This is a genomic window from Photobacterium sp. J15, from assembly GCF_963870815.1.
In the GTDB taxonomy this organism is placed as follows: Bacteria; Pseudomonadota; Gammaproteobacteria; order Enterobacterales; family Vibrionaceae; genus Photobacterium; species Photobacterium marinum.
Map to the genome: position 1 here is coordinate 318,846 of NZ_CAWMUI010000002.1, position 16,787 is coordinate 335,632.

Annotated in this window: 15 protein-coding genes and 1 tRNA gene; 8 read left to right on the plus strand and 8 right to left on the minus strand. The window is 45.8% G+C overall.

What is annotated here, in order from left to right:
* Positions 1-58 precede the first annotated feature (58 nt).
* On the plus strand, positions 59-334 hold the full coding sequence (locus AACQ93_RS18295) for a nitrogenase-stabilizing/protective protein NifW (RefSeq protein ID WP_007463700.1): 276 nt from the start codon (positions 59-61) through the stop codon (positions 332-334).
* 132 nt (positions 335-466) lie between these two features.
* On the opposite strand, the gene AACQ93_RS18300 is transcribed toward AACQ93_RS18295, so the two are convergent.
* From AACQ93_RS18300 to AACQ93_RS18325, 6 genes are all read right to left on the minus strand, one after another.
* The gene (locus AACQ93_RS18300) at positions 467-676 is read right to left on the minus strand and encodes a hypothetical protein (RefSeq protein WP_157097603.1); all 210 of its coding nucleotides are present in this window, start codon (positions 674-676) and stop codon (positions 467-469) included.
* A gap of 334 nt (positions 677-1,010) precedes the next feature.
* Complete coding sequence (gene cobA / locus AACQ93_RS18305) at positions 1,011-1,790, minus strand: uroporphyrinogen-III C-methyltransferase (protein WP_084419309.1); 780 nt, start codon at positions 1,788-1,790, stop codon at positions 1,011-1,013.
* Positions 1,791-1,827: 37 nt separating this feature from the next.
* Complete coding sequence (gene nirC / locus AACQ93_RS18310) at positions 1,828-2,649, minus strand: nitrite transporter NirC (RefSeq protein WP_064607554.1); 822 nt, start codon at positions 2,647-2,649, stop codon at positions 1,828-1,830.
* Between the two features lie 140 nt (positions 2,650-2,789).
* Positions 2,790-3,122, minus strand: coding sequence for a nitrite reductase small subunit NirD (nirD, locus tag AACQ93_RS18315; protein WP_007463706.1), 333 nt, complete (start codon positions 3,120-3,122; stop codon positions 2,790-2,792).
* Positions 3,122-5,683: a nitrite reductase large subunit NirB gene (gene nirB, locus AACQ93_RS18320; protein ID WP_064607557.1), complete on the minus strand. Its 2,562-nt coding sequence runs from the start codon at positions 5,681-5,683 to the stop codon at positions 3,122-3,124. Before nirB ends, nirD begins: the two co-directional genes overlap by 1 nt.
* A gap of 218 nt (positions 5,684-5,901) precedes the next feature.
* Positions 5,902-6,852, minus strand: coding sequence for a precorrin-2 dehydrogenase/sirohydrochlorin ferrochelatase family protein (locus AACQ93_RS18325; protein ID WP_064607560.1), 951 nt, complete (start codon positions 6,850-6,852; stop codon positions 5,902-5,904).
* A 204-nt stretch (positions 6,853-7,056) separates the two neighbouring features.
* Between AACQ93_RS18325 and AACQ93_RS18330 the strand changes: the two genes are divergently transcribed.
* The 3 genes from AACQ93_RS18330 to AACQ93_RS18340 all read left to right on the plus strand — a co-directional run bounded on the left by AACQ93_RS18330 (position 7,057) and on the right by AACQ93_RS18340 (position 11,006).
* Entirely contained in the window at positions 7,057-7,419 is a 363-nt protein-coding gene (locus tag AACQ93_RS18330) for a VanZ family protein (RefSeq protein WP_064607563.1), read from the plus strand.
* Between the two features lie 251 nt (positions 7,420-7,670).
* Positions 7,671-9,764 carry a TonB-dependent receptor gene (locus tag AACQ93_RS18335; RefSeq protein WP_064607567.1) on the plus strand — a complete coding sequence of 698 codons (2,094 nt, stop codon included), beginning with the start codon at positions 7,671-7,673 and terminating at the stop codon, positions 9,762-9,764.
* Positions 9,765-9,797: 33 nt separating this feature from the next.
* On the plus strand, positions 9,798-11,006 hold the full coding sequence (locus AACQ93_RS18340; RefSeq protein ID WP_084419311.1) for an MFS transporter: 1,209 nt from the start codon (positions 9,798-9,800) through the stop codon (positions 11,004-11,006).
* A gap of 114 nt (positions 11,007-11,120) precedes the next feature.
* Here the strand turns inward: AACQ93_RS18340 and AACQ93_RS18345 are convergent, their stop codons facing one another.
* Entirely contained in the window at positions 11,121-12,161 is a 1,041-nt protein-coding gene (locus AACQ93_RS18345; protein ID WP_198160193.1) for a helix-turn-helix transcriptional regulator, read from the minus strand.
* Between the two features lie 457 nt (positions 12,162-12,618).
* On the opposite strand from AACQ93_RS18345, the gene AACQ93_RS18350 reads away from it, so the two are divergent.
* Complete coding sequence (locus AACQ93_RS18350) at positions 12,619-12,996, plus strand: DUF6404 family protein (RefSeq protein WP_064607570.1); 378 nt, start codon at positions 12,619-12,621, stop codon at positions 12,994-12,996.
* A 91-nt stretch (positions 12,997-13,087) separates the two neighbouring features.
* On the plus strand, positions 13,088-14,107 hold the full coding sequence (gene ltaE / locus AACQ93_RS18355; RefSeq protein WP_064607571.1) for a low-specificity L-threonine aldolase: 1,020 nt from the start codon (positions 13,088-13,090) through the stop codon (positions 14,105-14,107).
* A 44-nt stretch (positions 14,108-14,151) separates the two neighbouring features.
* On the opposite strand, the gene AACQ93_RS18360 is transcribed toward ltaE, so the two are convergent.
* Positions 14,152-15,039, minus strand: coding sequence for a LysR family transcriptional regulator (locus tag AACQ93_RS18360; RefSeq protein WP_064607572.1), 888 nt, complete (start codon positions 15,037-15,039; stop codon positions 14,152-14,154).
* A 180-nt stretch (positions 15,040-15,219) separates the two neighbouring features.
* Here AACQ93_RS18360 and AACQ93_RS18365 point away from each other — a divergent pair, with 180 nt between their 5' ends.
* On the plus strand, positions 15,220-16,476 hold the full coding sequence (locus tag AACQ93_RS18365) for an adenylosuccinate synthase (protein ID WP_064607573.1): 1,257 nt from the start codon (positions 15,220-15,222) through the stop codon (positions 16,474-16,476).
* A 213-nt stretch (positions 16,477-16,689) separates the two neighbouring features.
* Positions 16,690-16,780 (plus strand) — tRNA-Ser (locus tag AACQ93_RS18370).
* The last annotated feature ends 7 nt before the right edge of the window (positions 16,781-16,787 follow it).

A 16,787-nucleotide genomic window follows, 5' to 3' on the forward strand; every position in this document is an offset into this window, starting at 1 on the left:
AATGATAGACTTCCCACGCTTTGGTAAACTGCCGGAAAGAGTACCGTCAGATTAGATTATGAGCCAAAACGATATTCAACAAACTATCGCGAGTTTTACTTCAATAGAGCAGGCGTTGGACTATTTTGAAATAGACTTCGACAGCAAATTTATTGATGAATACCGTACACAGTTAGTGAAACGCTTTAACGGTTATTTGTTGATTTCAAAGCCGGATGACTGGTTTTCTGCTCGCCGCGCGCTTAAAAATGCGTATTGCAAAGTACAGCGTAGCCGTTTGGATCGCCATACTCGTTCGGCTTGCCGTGGGTGTACTTCGTGTCAGCGTCGGTAAAACATCAAATACATACCTTTTTGATGGCGATTGCAGATGACTGCCGGAATAGTTGTCAGCTCATTTCTCTTCAGAACGACTCTTGAGATCGTCTGTAAACTGCCAGAAATTCCGGTTAATCATGTGAATATTTTAAGGTTGGTTCATTGCGACTACTGCGCGGCGGTGAACGTCTGCACACCAGTTATGGCGGTGTGACTCATCATGATCGTCAATCGACGATGTTACAACCCCTTCAGGTAAATCTGTGTTAAGCGATAATGAGTAATCGATGTAATGGTGTTTGATTGCTTTGTAGCCTAGTGCAAAAAAGACACAAACAAGTAAAGCCCATTTAAGCATGCTTCGTGATTTTGTTATGTTTTGTTGGAATCAATGGAAGCATTATAACGCATCTATTGCTGGTGCATGGTCGGATGACAATTAATTAAAATATTATTCTGTTGTTTTAAAACTTATGAAGAATGATTTTTAAGTTACTCTCATAGGTGTGATTTTTAGAGTATTAGCTTAAATCGAATGGTGTATATTTAAATCAACTTTAGTGAGTTGAATTTAGTTATAGGGGCTGGTTTACTAAATTTAATATCATTTCTAAATGAGAGTTAGAGAATAAAAAGAGCCACTTTTAGTCTTAATACTGAAAGTGGCTCTTTGGTTCAATGAAGCGAAAACGTTATTGATTAAACCAGCTCAGCTTATGGTGAAGAGAGGTGACACTGCCTATAACAATAAGCGACGGGCTGACTGCATCCTTGGCAACCGTTGGTAACTCAGCCAGTGATGAGGTGAATACACGCTGTTCCGGCGTGGTTCCTTTTTCAATAATGGCGCAAGCCGTACTGGCATCGAGGCCATGCTCTAACAGCTTTTGGCTGATAACCGACGACTGCTTTAACCCCATATAAAACACCAGAGTATGGTTTGCTTTTGCCAGAGATGCCCAGTCGATATTCTCGCCATCTTTTTTTACATGGCCAGTAATGAACTGCACGCTCTGCGAGTGCTCCCTGTGCGTCAGGGGGATACCTGAATAGGCGGTACACCCGGCAGCGGCGGTTATTCCCGGCACGACTTCATAATTGATATTGCGTTCAGCCAGCAGGTCAAGCTCTTCACCGCCGCGGCCAAAGATAAAAGGGTCGCCGCCTTTAAGGCGCACAACATGCTTACCTTGTTCGGCTTGTTCCGCTAGGATCTGATTTATCTGCTCTTGCGGTACACAGTGGTAATCCAGCTGTTTGCCGACGTAAATGCGTTCGGCATCAGCGTCAACCAGAGCTAAGATTTCATTTGAAACCAGTCGGTCGTACACTACGACATCAGCTTGCTGGAGCAAGCGAAATGCCTTGACGGTGAGCAGGTCTGGATCGCCCGGACCTGCGCCAACCAGTGAAACAAATCCCTGCTTGTTGGTGTCGATATCAATATGTTCGGATGACAAAAACGGTGACATTGATTTGCTCCACTCTTCGTTGGTCGTTCTTGATGTATTAAGCGTTAACTGCGGCTGCTTCAGTCGCTTCTGAAGTCTGGCTGTTTACCACAGGGCGTTCAGCTTTTGGTGTTGAGTACCAGTAACCCAGCCCCATGAATACCGCACCGGAAACGGCGTTACCCAGAGAAACCCAAAGCAGGTTGTGGCCAATACCGCCCAGGGTATAAGCCTCAGTGCTGTTACCGAACCAGGACAGGGCAAAGATAGTCATATTGGCAATGGAGTGTTCATAGCCGCAGCCGATGAATGCCAGCAGACACCACCAGATAGCGATAAAACGACCGGTACCTTCAACGCGCTGACACATCCAGATAGCCAGACAAACCAGCCAGTTACACAGAATGCCTTTAAAGAAAAGCACCATTGCCGGAGCAGAGGTTTTCGCCAATGCTACTTTGTGAACCAGGCTGGTGGCATCCGGAAGCAGCTTACCGCCACCGGCATACATGAACAGCGCAGCAACAGCAATCGAGCCAAGTAGGTTGCCAAGCCAGGTTTGCGGAAGGATTTTCAGGTTATCCATCCAGGTGATCTGACCGGTTTTTGCGCCGAAAGCCAGGAACATGGTGTGACCGGTATAAAGCTCAGAGCCCGCCATGATCACCAAGGTCAGTGCAACACCGAATGTGGAACCCATAACGATAGGGCGAATTGACGGATCAACCAGGTTGCCAAAAGTGAAGATTAAAATGATACCCAGTCCGACATAAGCTCCTGCCATGGCTGAACTAATCCAGAATCCTACTGGATTATCTTCAGCTAACCGCTTAATACGTGCTGCGGTGTCCCCACATTTTTTAATTGGATCTGCAAACATTGTTATTTCCTTAAAACAGTGAAATTAAGACATGAATAAGGGCTTGCTTCCGGCGATGATCCGGAAACCGCTATTGATGTTTTAACTTTGGTGCTTGTCGCTGAAGGTGTTGCCCCCGAAAGAGGGGGGCAACAGGCGATTTATACCGCCGGCATTTCAACCATGCCCTGATGGATGCGAACCTCGAAGGCTTTCACGCTGAAGCGTTCATCCTCAAGGCAGCGGCCGTCTTTCAGGTTGAAGCGCTGTTTTTTAAGCGGGCTGGCGACCCAGAGTTCACCTTGGTGTTCGCAAATCAGACCGCGGGACAGCACGTTAGATTTAGCGAACGGATCCATGTTGTGAATAGCGAAAACTTGCTCATCTTTGTTAGGGCGGAACAGGGCTATTTGCTCACCATTAACTAACGCGCAGACGCCGGTACCGGGAATAATGTCTTCCAGCGTGCAGATTGTTTGCCATTTGCTCATCATCAGTTCTCCAGTTCTACGTGCAGAATGTCGCCTTTGGCGGCAGGGTGTTTCTCTGTGAAAGTTGCCGGACGGTGTTGTTCACGTTCAGGTACGAACACCACGTTATCGTCTCGCTGATCACTGTTAATGAAGTGGGCAAAGCGCTTCAGTTGATCTTCGTCTTTGATGGTGTCATTCCACTCGCAGCTGTAGTTGTCGATAAGATTACTGATATCGGCTTCAAGCTGTTCATTGATACCCAGCTTGTTATCAACAATGACTTCTCGCAGGTAGTCGACGCCGCCTTCCATATTGTCCAGCCAGACAGAGGTACGCTGTAGCTTGTCGGCGGTGCGGATGTAGAACATCATGAAGCGGTCGATGTACTTAAGCAGAGTCTTCTGATCCAGATCCGAGGCCAGCAGGTCTGCATGGCGAGGTTTCATTCCGCCGTTACCACAAACATACATGTTCCAGCCTGCATCGGTGGCGATAATACCCAGATCTTTGCCCTGTGCTTCGGCACACTCGCGGGTACAACCGGAAACACCGAACTTCATCTTGTGCGGGGTACGTATGCCTTTGTAGCGATTCTCGATCATTGCGCCGAGGCCTACACTGTCCTGAACACCGTAGCGGCACCAGGTGCTGCCGACACAGGTTTTAGCCATACGCAGTGCTTTGGCGTAGGCCTGACCGGATTCGAAACCGGCAGCAATCAGTTTTTCCCAGATAACAGGCAGGTCATCTTTCTGTGCACCAAACAGGCCGATCCGCTGAGCACCGGTGACCTTGGTATACAGGTTGTATTCTTCGGCTACTTTCGCCAGAGCTCCCAGTGCCTGTGGTGTTACCTCACCACCGGCCATACGAGGGATCACTGAGTAAGTGCCGTCTTTTTGCATGTTGCCGAGGAAGTTATCGTTGGTGTCCTGAAGGCTGACATGTTGCGGTTTCAGGACATGGTCACCCCAGCATGATGCCAGAACAGAACCGATAGCCGGTTTACAGACTTCACAACCGTAACCTTTACCGTGTTTTTCCAGCATCTCATCGAAGCTCTTGATGCCTTCAATGCGGATCAGGTGGAACAGCTCCTGGCGGGAATAAGCGAAGTGTTCACAGATATCGTTGCTGACTTCGACACCGGCTTTCTCCAGCTCGGCATTCAACACGGAAGTTACCAGCGGGATACAACCGCCACAGCCGGTACCAGCACCTGTCGCGGCTTTGATATCTGCCAGCGTGTGGTGACCGTCGGCAACAGCCTGAGCAATTTTGCCTTTGGTGACATCAAAACAAGAACAGATCACCGCAGATTCCGGCAGGGAATCAGCACCCAGCGACGGCTTTTCGGCACCTGCGTGAGCTGGCAGGATCAGTGCATCCGGATGTTCAGGCAGATCGATTTCATTCAGCTTCAGTTGCAGTAGGTCGCCATAGTCAGAGGTGTCACCGACTAAGACGGCACCCAGCAGTTTCTTACCGTCTTCAGAAACAATCAGGCGTTTGTAAACATCTTCTTCCTCATTGAGATAGACATAGCTCTTACAACCCGGAGTGCGGCCATTGGCATCACCAATACTGCCGACTTTAACACCCAGCAGTTTCAGTTTGGCGCTCATATCAGCCCCTTCAAACTGACTCTCATTGCCCAGCAGGTGGTCGACGGCAACGGTCGCCATTTTGTAGCCCGGCGCAACTAGGCCGAAGAAGGTTTCATTCCATGAAGCACACTCACCGATTGCGTAAATGTTTTCATCGGAAGTCTGACAGTGGTCGTTAATGGCAATACCGCCGCGAGGCGCAATGTCGAGCTGAGCCTGACGAGCCAGTTTATCCTGCGGGCGGATACCGGTTGAGAACACGATGAAGTCAACTTCCAGTTCAGTATCGTCGGCAAACTTCATTGTGTTTCGGGCCGAGGTTCCCTCTGCAACAATTTCCTGTGTGTTCTTGCTGGTGTGAACCTGAACGCCCATACGCTCAATTTTGTTACGCAGTTGCAGGCCGCCGTGTAGGTCAAGCTGCTCAGCCATCAGCACTGGTGCAAATTCGATAACGTGAGTTTCAACACCCAGCGCTTTCAGTGCACCTGCGGCTTCAAGACCCAGCAGGCCGCCGCCGACAACAACACCGCTCTTGCTTTTCTTCGCAGTATTTTCAATGGCTTTAAGATCTTCAATGGTGCGGTAAACAAAACAGTCTTTGTTTTCAGAACCTTTGATTGGTGGTACCCAAGGGTAAGAACCTGTTGCCAGGATCAACTTGTCGTAGGCGATTTCACGACCTGAGTTGGAATAAACGATGCGATTTTTGCGGTTGATGTTGATAGCACGCTCGCCGATTAAAACGTTGATACCGTGCTTTTCATAGAAACCGGTTTTGACAAGAGAAAGCTCATCAGCGGTATGGTGGGAGAAATAGGAAGAGAGGTGAACGCGGTCGTAGGCGACCCGAGGCTCTTCACAAAAAACGGTGATCTCGAAATTGGAGACATCCGTTTTCTCGACTAAATCTTCGATATAACGATGGCCAACCATACCGTTTCCGATGATGACCAACTTCATCTTGCTACTCATAGAAAATCCTGACCGAAAGCAAAAAACTGTCAGAGATTTTCAGTTGTGAAGGAAAGTTAATACATGATGTAAATCAATTACAGATAAATACTACCCTAAAGGGGTAGTTGTATGATTTTGATGGTGTTTGTTAACGAATGGTTGGTTTGGCTGGCTGCTGTAAAGGAATAAACAGGCGAAAAATAACAGCTTTTCACCTGTTTAAATTAATGCAAGTTTCAGGTTGTTGCATCGCTTGCCGACACGAAAATCGGCTCATTGGATAATGGCGATGCTGCTTGCATCATCTCCTTCGTCGGGAGGGCTGAAGTGAGTACACAGGCTCTGATATCCTGTTTGGCAAGGTCTACCGCTTTTTCAATTAGCTCATGCGATTGAACTAACTCACGCTCGGCATCACGACGGCATAGATCGACAAAAATATCAGGGCAGTCATGGCTGTAGAGAACATACTCTGTCTGCTGCATCAGACGCAGTGCTTTTAATGTCAGTAGCTCCGGATCTCGACCGATGTAGACTATGGTGATTGTCTGGTTTGTTTCTTCCGGTGATGCAAGCAAATGGCAGAAGGCGCTCTCAAGCTCTTCCACTTGTTTGGCGTGTTCAACTTCCGGCAGTCGGAAAAAACGCTCCCAGAATTTTCTTCGTTCATCAACGGTATTAAAGTGCTCTTTAATGCGATCTCGTTGTTTTCCTGCATAATCTGCAAGCATAGCCAGATTCTGAGGCAGCATGGTTTCAAAACGTTCACGCAGGTAACGGACTAAAACCGGGGAAGCGCCTCCACTGGAAATGGCGATCTGAATCGGGGAACGATCCACCATAGAAGGTGTAATAAAATGACAAAATTTTGGATCATCAACCACATTTACCCATAAACCCTGAGCTGTGGCATCTCGATATATCTGATGATTTAATTCCCTTTGGTCTGTGGTTGCCCATACCTGATCAAAGCCTGCCAGATCGCCTTCTTCATAGTTTTTGCAGAGGTAAGCCAGCCTGCCTTTATCAGCATAATTAGCAAGAAATGGATGTAGCTCAGGGGAGAGCACTGTAACGTTGGCGTTAGCGCGAAGTAATAAATCGACCTTTCGGCAGGCTACATCGCCACCGCCGACAACGAGCACTTGCCTGTCTGTCAGGCGCAAAAAGGCTGGGAAAAAATCCATCTTAGTTAAAATCTCAGGCTGAATGATTGTTGGTAACTCAAGTATCTTGAGTCATTTTTATAAGCATAATACGTGATCCTTGCGACAGATTGGAATGCTGTGAAATTTCTATCGCCTCCAACTTGTATCTGTTTGCGCTACCTCCTACCATGAGTGTCGCACCTTTGCTGGTGGCGATTTCATTCATATTTAACTGGCGATTAAATGACTTTTCTTCTCCGATTTATCCATAAATACTGGGCTGCGATAACATTACTCATCCTGTTTTCCATTACGTTTTTATCTTTGACGCCAATGGCTGAATTGCCTGAAGTTCCGGGTACTGACAAAACTCACCATTTCATCGCTTATGCCGCATTAATGTTTCCGGTTGCTTTGAGAAAACCGAAAAAATGGCCGCTGTTCGGACTGTTATTTATTGGCTGGAGCGGGATGATTGAGCTTATACAACCCTATGTTAACCGTTATGGTGAATGGCTGGATATGGCAGCCAATACCGGTGGCCTGATCTGCGGTTCTGTTCTGGCTTGGGTTATCAGCCAAATGGTTTCAATAGAAGCTAATTAATATGGAGCATCGCTTGTTGTCTGGCTGGCCTTTTTCCTATCTGCTTATTTTATTCAGTAAGCATTACTTTCGATAAATACACAATCGAGGGAAACAAGAATAAAGTTTGCCTCGGCTGTGTACTCTTTCTATTAACTTCCTTTCTTTAAACTCCGTATTTTGCTGTAAAAACTCCCGTTTTTAATATTTGCATTTGATGATAATGGTTATCATTTTCCTGTTGTGGATAATCATATTGCAAAGGATCTCAAATGCCGACTCGTATAACACTGCTCGCTGCATCAGTGGTGTTCGCTCTATCATCAAATGTGCAAGCTTCAGTGGAAAATGACTCCCCAAACAGTTCATCTTCAGATCATGGTGAATTAGAAGTCATGACTGTAACTGCAACAAAAATGGAAGAAAACGTTCGAAATATCCCGGTTTCGATACAAGTGACAACAGGGGAGGTGCTTGAGCAAAAGAGAATTTACAGCCTTGAACCATTTCTGAAGACATTGCCAAATGTAGCAATTTCAAATAACTATGGTGTTTTTTCGTCGCCTAATTATCGAGGCTTGGCAACATCTGCTTTTGCGCAAGAGTCCCCTATTACTGTCTATATTGATGGTGTTCCACATTCTTCTGTCTATGGTATGGATTTAGGGCTGTTGAATGTTGAACGCGTTGAGTTCTTACGTGGCTCTCAGAGTACTCTTTATGGTCAGAGTAGCTTGGGTGGCGTAATTAATGTGATCACCCGTCAACCGGATGGTATGCCTGAAGGCAAATTAGTCGCAGAAGCTGCCGAGTATGATGGCCGAATGATTTACGGTTCATATGGTCAGGCAATAATTGAAGATGTTCTGAGCTTTAATATAGCTGGCAGATATCGTGAAAGTTCAGGGTACTTAACAAATAAATACCCTGGTTCCCGCTCAGACTATGATGAGAAAGAAGCGTACCAGTATAACGGTAATTTCAGATGGAATATCTCTGATAGAACGCATGCAATATTGAGCTTGAATGGTGAAGATCGTGATAATGGTGGTTTACCGTTTTATGCAGAAAATGATGGATCTTTGATTACTCGTCAGGAAATTAATGCTAAAAATCGCGTTAAAGTTTCTGACCAGGCATTAAAAATCGAGCATGAGCGAGAGAGTTTTGCTGTTACTTACTTAATTGCTAACCAAAAAACTTCAGCGGATCATATTTCAGATATGGACCGTACTAATGGCTCAATATCTCCTGTTATAGGTAGTTTTGAAGGTGCAAAATTTATTGATGACTCTGAAGTCAGCACCCAAACTCATGAACTGAGATTTAATTCGAATAATAGTGATATTCGATGGGTCACTGGTGTTTTTTACCAAGATCATTTATATGACGCAAAAGATAATGGCACGGTTGTCCCAAATTCAAAATTTGGTTACATGGAAGCGCACAATATGTCTGATGTGTCTGGTGAACAATTTACAATCTTTGGCCAGGGCATCTTTCCGGTGACAGACAGGCTTGAAACTACGCTGGGTCTAAGGTGGCAAAAAGATGATAAAGAAATTGATTCATCAAATCGAAACGTAATGATGGGGAACGATACCACTACTAATTACAAACGAGAGGCTTCTTGGGATGTCTGGTTGCCAAAATTAGCTTTTGGTTATCAGTTGGAAGGGGAACACTTGCTTTATGGTAGTGTGTCAAAAGGTTATCAATCCGGAGGTTTTAACTTTACTGAATTAAATCCGGATAACGCAAAATATGAACCGCAAAGAACAATTGATTATGAACTTGGAATTAAATCTTCATGGTTAGATAACCAGCTTAATTTAGACCTAAATCTTTTCTATCTGGATATTAAAGATGCTCACGGACGGAGTATCAGCGCATTGAATAACATTACTTTCTTCAATGTAGATAAGGCTCGCAGTTATGGGGCTGAATTCGATCTGAACTGGTTCATTAATATGAATTGGTCACTGAGCGGCGCACTAGGCCTGAATAAAGCTGAGTACAGAACGAATGAATTTGCCGGAAACAGAATGGCTAATTCACCGGAGTTTACGTCATCGGTAACGCTGAATTATGGTGGTTATGAAGGGCTTTATGGGCACCTGACTTATAGCTATCGTTCATCAACTTATACAGATGCTGAGAATACCCTAAAAATCGATGGTTATGGTTTGATTGATGCACATCTGGGTTACCGAGTGGACGACTACACGGTTTATGTCTTTGGTACCAACCTGTTTGATGAAGACTACATCACTAATTACTACGCCTTGCCTTTCCCTGGGCCAGCGCCTATTGCGGGTGCTGGCCAGCCACGGACATTGGGCTTGGGTGTGTCTGTTGATTTTTGATATCTGCTTGAACTCAAAGAGAGGGGAAAAGTTATGCCTAAAATAACGACCTGGATACTTTTGTGCGGGCTGGCAACAGTAGGGGCCGGACAGTCAGTTATTTTTTCAGTGTTGCCCCCGCTTGGGCGGCAAATCGGAATGCCGGATTATCAAGTCGCTTTGATTTTTACCTTAGCCGCCATCGCTTTTATGGTTTCAGCCCCATACTGGGGGAGAAAAAGTGATGAGTGGGGGCGCAAGAAAATGATTGCGTTCGGTTTTCTCGGTTACGCGGTGTCGACCGGGTTTTTTGGTCTGTTTGGTGATCTTGGACGGTTTAGTGTCATTACGGCGACGTCGGCTTTCTTGCTTATGACATTTGCCCGGCTTTGCTATGCATTGCTGTCCAGCGGAGTATTTCCTGCAGTACAGGCGGCAATTGCAGAGTCGACCGGTGATGAGAATCGCTCGTCAGCCATGGCTTCAATTCAGGCTGCGTATGGCATCGGAATGATCGGTGGTCCTGGAATTGCGTCATTGCTGGTGGTGATATCTATAACTTTACCCTTGTATGTTTCTGCGGCCATTTCAGCTGTCGCTGGCATACTGGTTCTGGCGATTATGCCTGAAACGCCAAAAGTAAAATCAGCCGATAAAGCCAAGATAAAATTGAAATTAACTGATCCGCGGATCTTCTTTTTATTGCTCACCGGCTTTGCGTATTTTATTGCGTTATCCGGGTTGTTTCAGCTTGCTGCGTTCCGGTATCAGGATTTGTTTGAGTTAACTCCTGAGCTTGCCGCGGCACAAACCAGCATTGGCTTTGTCTGTTCGGCAGTTGCAACTATTCTGACCCAATTGTTGATTATTGGTCGTTTGCGTCTAGCTCCCGCTAACCAGATTGTGATTGGTCTTATTACCGGCGCCAGTACTTTCTTCTTGATGACTTTGCCTGAGTATGTATGGCAAATGCATGCTCTGTTTGTATTGTTTGGTTTATCGACCGGATTGATGACAACTGGCTTTAATACGGCTGTGACTCTGGCTGTCGATAATGATGAGTTAGGTGCGGTATCCGGCCTTGCTGCGGGTACTCAGGCTGCTGGTTATGTGGTTGGACCTCTGTTGTCAGCCTTGCTTTATCAGATGGCGGCAGAAATGCCTTTCCAGCTGTTTGCATTGTTACTGGGGCTGTTCTGTGTTTTTGTCATGCTTTGTTGGAAACGCATACCAGAGCAACCGCAGCACTCAGCCGCACAATAAAAGAAAGCGACTGTTATATTCTCCAACTTCTTTACTGAGCGCCATGTACTTTTTTATTAGTGGGAAAGTGCATGGCCTGGTACACAGGTATTGAAACAAGCGGGGAATAGTCTCTTAATCTTTAAGAGCGGATAACTCTGAGCCATTTATGGTCGTCTCCCCTTGTTTACGCAGATGCTTCACGTCTCTTGGCTTTACCCCGTAGTGTTTAAAAAAAGTCGATGAAAAATGACTGGCGTTGTTATAGCCAAGGTTTTGGGCAATGATGGTAATAGGCATGTCACTATTGATAATTGACTGATACGCCTTCTCCATGCGGCGCCGAATGACATAAGCATGTGGGCTGGTATTAAAGACGGACTTGAAGTCTTTTTTCAGTTGAAAATCATTCGTACCGATTAAGCGGGCAAGAACTGGCAGCTTAGGCGGGTTCAGAAGAGAGTTTTCAAGAATGTCCCTTGCTTTGTAGATCCTGTGTTTTTCTTTTTCGCTGACGCCTGAAGTTGGTATCGATTGGCTGAACATTGACTGCACGCTTAAAGAAATAAGTTCATAGGCTTTACCTTTGAGGAACACCTGCTTTACCTGTCCGGTAACAGGTGGGGTAAATAACATATCAACACATTCTTGCATGGGAATATTGTTAGCCATCGGAATATGCATATAACCATGTGCTTTAAGACTGTTACCGTGTGTAAGAAGCGTTTTAAATTCAGTCAGGTAACCTTTAGGTAAGCATATCGCAGCTATTTGTAACTTTTCAGTTGGGGAGAAGTAGGCTGTTCCTTCAAAGCAATGGTGGTGGCACAGATTAGCGGTTCCTGCTGTGGCGATATTTTCAAAATCACACAAGGTGGAGATTGTCTTAATCGTCCCTTTTTTGACAAAAGCCAGTGATAAATATTCGCCATTATCTTTGATAGGGATTTCAATCTCCTTATCTATAAAGCCTTCAAAAATAACGATTTGAATTTCAGAAAAACAATATGTTGTTATGTTTAGTACTGACTGACCAATTTCAATAATTTCATGATATTCAGCTCCTGTATTGAAAACACTTTCCGGCAGGCTGTGATGCTTATCAATATTCAATAATGGGCTAATGCTGTCATAGGGCTTTTTTCCTGCGTTGGAGCGAATTGTCGAATCTGTCATATTTTTGTGGCTCAGCATTATTGAATGAGATTACATGGTTTAATCTGGCTTGTTGATAAGGATTCTCATTTTAGTGTTGGCCTTTTTCTTTTTCAATAGCTTGTACTCACAGTTGTTGAGCAAAAATCAGACACCCTTTTCAGCTGAAATCAAACAATAGGAAGGGTTGTTGGTGAGTAGGTATAACTTCGATTTGGTATGAAGAGCGACCTCTGGATGTATCACTGCCATGTTATCGAGTATATAAAGATCAGCCTGATAGGTTATATTGAGGTCAAATAATTGCCATTATGCACAGCTACTCATAATGGTAAGTTCGAGATCACAAATTGTTAGAGGCGAATGAGGTATGTTATGCCGCTTTGTTCGTCGACGCAGTGATTTGTGTTCTCATTTATAGTAGAACCGCAGGGCTCCCCCTTATTGCTGTCGTCTTGAGTTAGTAAGGAACCCGCTGATGCAGATGGATGATTTTATCCGCGAGTATCTGATTTCCCTTGGTGCTTCCGAAGATGATCTCCGGCCTTATCCTTATCTTTTCTATAAACTGACTGGTTACAAGGGTAAACCGCGTGTTTTTGAACATCCACTCAAACTGTTTGTGCTTCAATTTATTCTTGGGACATTACTCTGGGGGGCCGGAATGTACATTTTTGTCTGGCATTTTCAGGGGCCGATGATCGCTCAGTTTTATTCCGCTATTGCCTTCGGTGTTGGTTCCGGTGCTATTTTGGCGGTTCAGGTTCGCAACAGAGCTCAGCGCCTGAAATTATACCAATGGGAAAAGTGGCTGAAAGATAATGGATTCGGTGAGGAGCACCATACCGCGCATTAATTGCCTTTTTGTTAATATTTTACAATCCCGGTGCTGTGTTTTATGTCATGCTTAGCGAATGATTGATGCAACAAGATAAGGATATCCCGGGATGATCGATTTTCGCTCTGATACTGTGACCCAGCCAACGGCTGAAATGCGAACTGCAATGGCGAATGCGCCTGTCGGTGATGATGTTTTTTCCGATGACCCGACAGTAAATGATCTGGAGCAATGGGCTGCTGAGCGCCACGGATTTGAAGCTGCTATTTTTACCAGCTCCGGCACTCAGGCAAATTTGCTGGCACTGATGAGTCACTGTGAGCGAGGTGATGAATACCTTTGCGGCCAGCAGGCTCACAACTATAAATATGAAGCGGGTGGTGCGGCGGTATTGGGTTCCATCCAGCCACAACCAGTTGAAAATGAAAAAGATGGCACCCTGAGCTTCGCCAAGCTCAAAGCTGCTATCAAGCCGGATGATTTTCATTTTGCCCGTACAAAATTGCTCAGCCTCGAAAACACTATCAATGGTAAGGTGCTACCTCTGGAATATTTGGCTCAGGCCCGTCATTTCGTTGATGAGCATGGCCTGAAACTGCATCTGGATGGTGCCCGTGTCTACAATGCTGCGGTGGCTCTGAATGTTGATATCCGAGAAATCGCCTGTCACTTTGATTCTATGACCATTTGTCTGTCGAAAGGGCTGGGGGCGCCGGTTGGTTCACTACTATTAGGTGATGCTGAGTTCATCCACAAAGCTCGTCGTATCCGAAAAATGCTCGGAGGTGGTATGCGGCAGGCGGGCATTCTGGCAGCAGCTGGCAAGATGGTACTGACCGAAAATGTCGAGCGTTTGGCTGAAGACCATTCCAACGCTAAATATCTTGCTGAGCAGCTAAATCAGGTTGATGGTTTTAGTGTCCGTACTGAACTGGTTCAGACTAATATGCTGTTCGCCAAAGTTGATCCGGCCATTGATCAACAAATGTTGTGTGCAGAACTTAAGAAGAAAGAGATCCTTCTTCTGCCTGGCAACCCGATGCGCTTGGTTACTCATTTAGGCATCAGCCGTGAAGATATTGATGTTTTTGTATCTGAGTTAAAAGCTGTGCTGGCGCAGAGCCTGTGATTCAACTTGTCTTCCCCTGACAGTGGTCAGGGGGAAGCGGGTTATCAATTGATATGTGCTGAGTGGATAATTTCTTCATCAACCCAATGTAGTAGCTGTTTGATTGCTCTTGATAACACCTGGTTTTGCCGCACGATATAACCCAAGCTGGCAGTCGGAAATTCCGGTAACGGGGTAATTGTGGTTTGCAGGTTTAGCTTCGGATGAAGAGAAAAGTCAGGGACAATAGCGACCCCGAACCCTGCTTCAGCCCAGTCAATCTGGGCATCAACACTGCCTACTTCCATAATCCTGTATTTGGGTAATTTCAGTTCCGGTAGAGCTGAATCGATTAGATCTCGGGTTCGGGTATCGTGACCTAGCAGGATCAGGGTCGGCTCTTCATTGCTATCATCAGCAGTGCCTTGCTGCCACTCTTTCAGCCCGTCGCCAAGAGCACACCATTTCACCTGTTTTAGCTCAGTAAAGTGCAGGGGCTGACTTTCTTTTTGCGCCATAACGAAACCGAGATCGGCCTTTGCACTTTTAACAAGCTCTGCCGCCTGTGAAGAGGTGGTATTTAGCAGCGACAGGTCAATGCCGGGAAACTCTGTCTTAAATGACTGGAATGGACTGATCAACAGCCACCTTGAAATAATATCGCTGGCGGCGATTGTTAATGTTCCCTGGCAAAGATCATTGATGGCATTGAGGTCCGCCTGGCAGACCTGTAACTCCATCAGGGTGTTTTTAGCACTTTGCAGTAATCGTTCACCCGCCTGAGTCAGCCGGAAGGGATTGCGTTCAATAAGCTTTACCCGTGTTGCTTGTTCCAGCTGCTTTATATGTAGGCTGACATTCGGTTGGGTCATATGAAGCTCATTGGCTGTTTTGCCAAAATGTTCAAGCCGGGCAAGGGTGACAAAGGTATTAAGCCAGTGGATATCGAGCATGGCAGTCCTTTTAGTAAGTCGCTGATTACAGGAAAAGAGGGGAATACTGTCTCGCGTCATTCTACGCTTTTGGCAAAATAATCCTATATGAGATTCTTATCAACCCTATAATGATTATTAATTTTTCTTATTCGCTGGCCGGGCATAGGATATGGGCATTGCTTTTAAGGAGATTAAATTATGTCGTCTATCGTTGTTGTTGGTGCAAACTGGGGTGATGAAGGTAAAGGCCGTATTGTGGACTATCTGGCAGATAGCGCGTCGGCAAGTATTCGTTTTCAGGGCGGTAACAATGCCGGTCACACCGTAGTTAATGATTTCGGTACTTTTAAACTGCACCAGCTTCCAAGCGGCGTATTTAATCCAGATTGTATTGCGGTGCTAGGCCCTGGCATGGTGATCAGCCCGGCTCCATTGTCTGAAGAAATTGCTGAAGTTAAAGCCGCTGGCGTTGACGTTAAACTGCGAATTTCAGACCGCGCGACACTTTGTCTTCCACTCCACGCTATTGAAGACACCCTTGAAGAAGAGCGCTTAGGCGATGGTGCTTACGGTTCGACACGTCAGGGCATTGCACCTGCATACGGCGACCGCGTAATGAAAAAAGGTATTCTGGTTGGTTGGTTGAAACAACCTGAAGTATTGCGCGAACGTATTCAGTTCATGATGGACTGGAAACTGCCTCAGCTTAAAGCGCTTTATCCATCATTTGAATTTACTCAAACTGCTGAAGAGATGACTCAGTGGCTGCTGGAAGTATCAGAACCATGGCGTGATGCTATCTGCAATGTGAGTGAGCCGCTAAAAGCGCTTCAGGCAAAAGATGAAAACCTACTGTTTGAAGCTCAGCTGGGTGCTGGTCGTGACTTGGTTTATGGTGAATATCCATGGACAACATCGTCTAACGTAACAGCTGCTTATGCTGGTTTGGGTAGTGGCTTGCCGGCTCTGCGTCCTGAGCGTGTTATTGCGGTAGCTAAATCTTTCAGTTCATCAGTGGGCACAGGTACATTGATTACTGCAATGGAAGAGCAGGACAGCTTCCGTGAAGCTGCGAATGAATACGGCGCAGTAACAGGTCGTCCGCGTGATATGGGCTACTTCGATGCGATTGCGACACGTAACGGTGTTGAGCTGCAGGCTGCAACTGAAGTGGCACTGACTAAGCTGGATTGCCTGAGTGGTATGACAGATCTGAAGATCTGTGTTAGCTACGACGGCGAGCACAGCGAAAACCCAATCTGGCCACAAACGGCTGAACTGGCACCTGTTTACGAGCAGATGGAAGGTTGGGACGAAGATATTACTGGCTGTCGTACTTTTGAAAGCCTGCCTGTAGCAGCGCAGAAGTACGTACAGCGTATTGAAGAACTCATGGGTGTACCGGTGAAAATGATTTCGGTAGGCCCTGAGCGTGAGCAAATGATTTTACGTTAATTGCTCACAAAACCCAGGGAAGCAATCAGGCTGGCCAGCAATGGTCAGCCTGTTTGTCTATTTATAACCTGGTAAAAATGGCTACCAGAGCAATATTTTGGTCGAAAGCATACTTAGTTAAAGAAAAACCTAAAAAATGGTTGTATATTGAGCGGTTGAGTAAATTAAGTATTTACATCATCAGAAACGCCGAGTAGTATACACCGCACTTACGGAGAGATGGCTGAGTGGTTGAAAGCACCGGTCTTGAAAACCGGCATACGTTTGTAGCGTATCTAGGGTTCAAATCCCTATCTCTCCGCCACATTCTA

Coding starts and splice junctions, on each gene's coding strand:
- AACQ93_RS18295 (WP_007463700.1), top strand. CDS start 59: ATGAGCCAAAACGATATTCAACAAACTATCGCGAGTTTTACTTCAATA.
- AACQ93_RS18300 (WP_157097603.1), bottom strand. CDS start 676: ATGCTTAAATGGGCTTTACTTGTTTGTGTCTTTTTTGCACTAGGCTAC.
- cobA (WP_084419309.1), bottom strand. CDS start 1,790: ATGTCACCGTTTTTGTCATCCGAACATATTGATATCGACACCAACAAG.
- nirC (WP_064607554.1), bottom strand. CDS start 2,649: ATGTTTGCAGATCCAATTAAAAAATGTGGGGACACCGCAGCACGTATT.
- nirD (WP_007463706.1), bottom strand. CDS start 3,122: ATGATGAGCAAATGGCAAACAATCTGCACGCTGGAAGACATTATTCCC.
- nirB (WP_064607557.1), bottom strand. CDS start 5,683: ATGAGTAGCAAGATGAAGTTGGTCATCATCGGAAACGGTATGGTTGGC.
- AACQ93_RS18325 (WP_064607560.1), bottom strand. CDS start 6,852: ATGGATTTTTTCCCAGCCTTTTTGCGCCTGACAGACAGGCAAGTGCTC.
- AACQ93_RS18330 (WP_064607563.1), top strand. CDS start 7,057: ATGACTTTTCTTCTCCGATTTATCCATAAATACTGGGCTGCGATAACA.
- AACQ93_RS18335 (WP_064607567.1), top strand. CDS start 7,671: ATGCCGACTCGTATAACACTGCTCGCTGCATCAGTGGTGTTCGCTCTA.
- AACQ93_RS18340 (WP_084419311.1), top strand. CDS start 9,798: ATGCCTAAAATAACGACCTGGATACTTTTGTGCGGGCTGGCAACAGTA.
- AACQ93_RS18345 (WP_198160193.1), bottom strand. CDS start 12,161: ATGACAGATTCGACAATTCGCTCCAACGCAGGAAAAAAGCCCTATGAC.
- AACQ93_RS18350 (WP_064607570.1), top strand. CDS start 12,619: ATGCAGATGGATGATTTTATCCGCGAGTATCTGATTTCCCTTGGTGCT.
- ltaE (WP_064607571.1), top strand. CDS start 13,088: ATGATCGATTTTCGCTCTGATACTGTGACCCAGCCAACGGCTGAAATG.
- AACQ93_RS18360 (WP_064607572.1), bottom strand. CDS start 15,039: ATGCTCGATATCCACTGGCTTAATACCTTTGTCACCCTTGCCCGGCTT.
- AACQ93_RS18365 (WP_064607573.1), top strand. CDS start 15,220: ATGTCGTCTATCGTTGTTGTTGGTGCAAACTGGGGTGATGAAGGTAAA.